The organism is Mesotoga sp. UBA5825, from assembly GCF_002432955.1.
Lineage (GTDB): Bacteria > Thermotogota > Thermotogae > Petrotogales > Kosmotogaceae > Mesotoga.
This window is the reverse complement of record NZ_DJHG01000051.1, coordinates 1-2,514: the sequence shown is the minus strand read 5'-3', so window position 1 is coordinate 2,514 and position 2,514 is coordinate 1. Positions and strand designations below refer to the sequence as shown.

Here is a 2,514-nt window from a genome sequence, read left to right as displayed (position 1 = left end):
GTTTATCATGTCTCCGCCGCCAAAGACCAGAGTGTCTTCGTCACCAGTCTTGTCTTTCAGAAAAGCGATTATCTTGGCGATTCCCCCGAACCCGTGTCGCCCTTCAGAATAGAAGGGAATTGCGTGGGAATGATAATCGGTTACTAGATATATCTTGATGGTAGTTGAAAACGAAAGGATTGAAAGAAGCAGAACGACCAGAACAAAGAATTTAGCTTTCTTCACTGCCAACACCTCCTCGTGGTATTCAACCAAATTCTAACACTGCCAGCACCAATCAAATTCCTTTGAATGGATGTGTTGCCTTAAAGAATAGGTGTCGAAGAGCATCACCGGAGGCAGCATCACTTCTGTNNTCTGTTCTTGCTCTTACCAACCTATCAGCAGCCACGGTCTAAGCAGCGGCCTCTTGTGCTTGGAAGGCTATTATGGGCTTTTTGAAAAGACTGGCGAGCAGGGCGTGTACCGAGGCCACAGGGATGAAGAAGATGAAAGAGAGAAGCATACTGATCTCGTACCAGAGACTGCTACCTTTAACGGGTCTACCTTTGATCCTATTTGAGAGGGCTCCCCAGGCTATGCCGAAGCTGTTGCCCATCATTATCGTTCTAACTGCGCCCAATATGCCCTTGGCCTTGGATTCCCCATAACTCTGGATGAGACTCTTCCATGAGTGCTCAGATGGTTTGCCGGAAGAAGTTGCATACCCCCTGGCGAAGAGAATGGCAGGAGCTTCATCTTGTGGAAGTTCTTCAACTTCGGTGACGAAAAGCATCTGGATATCTTCTTCTTTGATTCCCTCTTTTTCGGCAACTTTGTTGTGGAAGACCGAACAAACTTCGCATCCATTTATTTCGGTAACGGTGAGCATAACCTTTTCGATTAGCTCTGTACTCAGCTCTCCGTTCCGCTTTGATCGTGACATGTGGCCCACCGTTCTGATGCCGTTGAAGAGAATCCAATATGACTCTTTCAATGAAAAGAAGCGCTTATAAAACTCTTGAGTCAATTCTTCCTCCAGGAAAATCCCGATAAAACTCGAGAATATGTAATTTAAAATCATTCTATTTTAGCACTTCTCGGTAGTGCGGAGTTGATCGAGGAAATCAGACCGGCTTTCAAGATCATCTCTTGCTGTTAATTCTCACGAAATACTCTATGCTTCTGTCCCAGGTCTTCTCCTGTTCATCTGTGAAGTAGCATGCAGGCAGCTCTCCGTTCTTTCGGTGATAAGCTATGCACTCGCAGCACTTGCCCTTTCTGGGACAGCCGGAATAAGTGCAGTTGCATTTCTCGAGATTTCTGTCGACTTCACACTCCAAAATCAGCACCTCCCTTTTTTCAGTTCATTTCCGATTGTATCAGATTCGTCTGTATCGACTGAGCCAACATGTCTGGCAGTCGTAAAGGTCTTTCTTCATTAATGTCTTTTTAATCACGGATGTTCTAGGATCTGAGTACAAATACAAGGGGGTGACGATTATGAGAAAAGCCATACTGATTGTCCTATTTGTTTCACTGTTCTTCGGTCTGGCCCTGGCAAATAATGGCAAGGGCCCCGGCGACGGCATTCCCGATGGACAGAAACCCGGGGCAGGGTTTGGATCTCCGGGAACAGGAAAGGGAGAAGGTCCCGGAGCCGGTAAAGTTGATTCGGGAGGCAGCACATCGTTGCAACTGGAAAACCTGGAGGAAGAAGCGGAAAGTTCAGAGCCTTTGCTTGTTCGCTTGATGAATAGATTGCTCATGAAGATCCAGAACGCTTTCAAGAATATCTTTGGAGTTGGAGAGTCCGTCTCCGAATGAGAGTACCACACTTGTACCCCTGTTTACCCCTAGTCCAGCCGCCGCTACTTTAATACCGGGTAAGCGGCGGCCTTTTCTCAGATGGGAGTTCAAGAGGATTAGTTTTGTTGCTGGATAGAGAGACATGCAAAGTCGAAGAAAGTTTGTATTGCTCGACCATAGGGAGTATAGACTAACATAAGTCAATGAGATTCCCGGCAAATTGCTAATCTAGAAGTCTAGATGAGAAGACGGAGTGTAGTAAACCTATACATCAGTTTTTAATCACTCTTTAATGAGTAAAACAATAAGATCTAATCACTTGAGCAAAACGGAGGGATGATGGTGAAACGACTAACCGCAATTGTGCTTTTCTTTCTCCTTGCTTTTGGAATTGCTCTTTCAATCAACGGCAGTGGACCGGGAGACGGGATTCCAGATGGCCCTGACGACGATGCGGGTTACGGTGCTCCTAACGACTCCTGCAATGGAAACGGCCCGGGTTACGGAAAGCTTGACTCAAATGAGGACGAGATAGTCTTTGCGGAGCTCTCTTAATTGGGTCTTCTTGAAGATTGGTCTTGAAAGGGACCGGCTCATTACGGTCCCTTTCGCTTTGAGTAAGGGATCTTCCCGGGTCGATTCTTACCCCGTAGGAATTCATCCACTACATCAACTTCACCCGCTGGCGCTATTAGAGCTACGTTTCTAAGCAAACTCTAAGGTTTA

4 protein-coding genes and 1 pseudogene are annotated in these 2,514 nt (G+C 46.3%); 2 read left to right on the top strand and 3 right to left on the bottom strand.

The features are described from left to right. From B3N33_RS05065 to B3N33_RS05055, 3 genes and pseudogenes are all read right to left on the bottom strand, one after another. A pseudogene (locus tag B3N33_RS05065) lies at positions 1 to 225 on the bottom strand (bifunctional metallophosphatase/5'-nucleotidase); the annotation flags it as partial. A 169-nt stretch (positions 226 to 394) separates the two neighbouring features. Beyond that, on the bottom strand, positions 395 to 1,009 hold the full coding sequence (locus B3N33_RS05060; protein ID WP_292592366.1) for a carboxymuconolactone decarboxylase family protein: 615 nt from the start codon (positions 1,007 to 1,009) through the stop codon (positions 395 to 397). A gap of 115 nt (positions 1,010 to 1,124) precedes the next feature. Beyond that, entirely contained in the window at positions 1,125 to 1,322 is a 198-nt protein-coding gene (locus tag B3N33_RS05055; RefSeq protein WP_349680347.1) for a DUF6485 family protein, read from the bottom strand. A gap of 160 nt (positions 1,323 to 1,482) precedes the next feature. Between B3N33_RS05055 and B3N33_RS05050 the strand changes: the two genes are divergently transcribed. Both B3N33_RS05050 and B3N33_RS05045 read left to right on the top strand, forming a co-directional pair. Continuing rightward, positions 1,483 to 1,806: a hypothetical protein gene (locus B3N33_RS05050; protein ID WP_292592364.1), complete on the top strand. Its 324-nt coding sequence runs from the start codon at positions 1,483 to 1,485 to the stop codon at positions 1,804 to 1,806. 324 nt (positions 1,807 to 2,130) lie between these two features. After that, complete coding sequence (locus tag B3N33_RS05045) at positions 2,131 to 2,343, top strand: hypothetical protein (RefSeq protein ID WP_099831032.1); 213 nt, start codon at positions 2,131 to 2,133, stop codon at positions 2,341 to 2,343. The last annotated feature ends 171 nt before the right edge of the window (positions 2,344 to 2,514 follow it).

Excerpts from the sequence above, each read along its gene's own strand:
- B3N33_RS05050 (WP_292592364.1), top strand. The coding sequence starts at position 1,483 with ATGAGAAAAGCCATACTGATTGTCCTATTTGTTTCACTGTTCTTCGGT.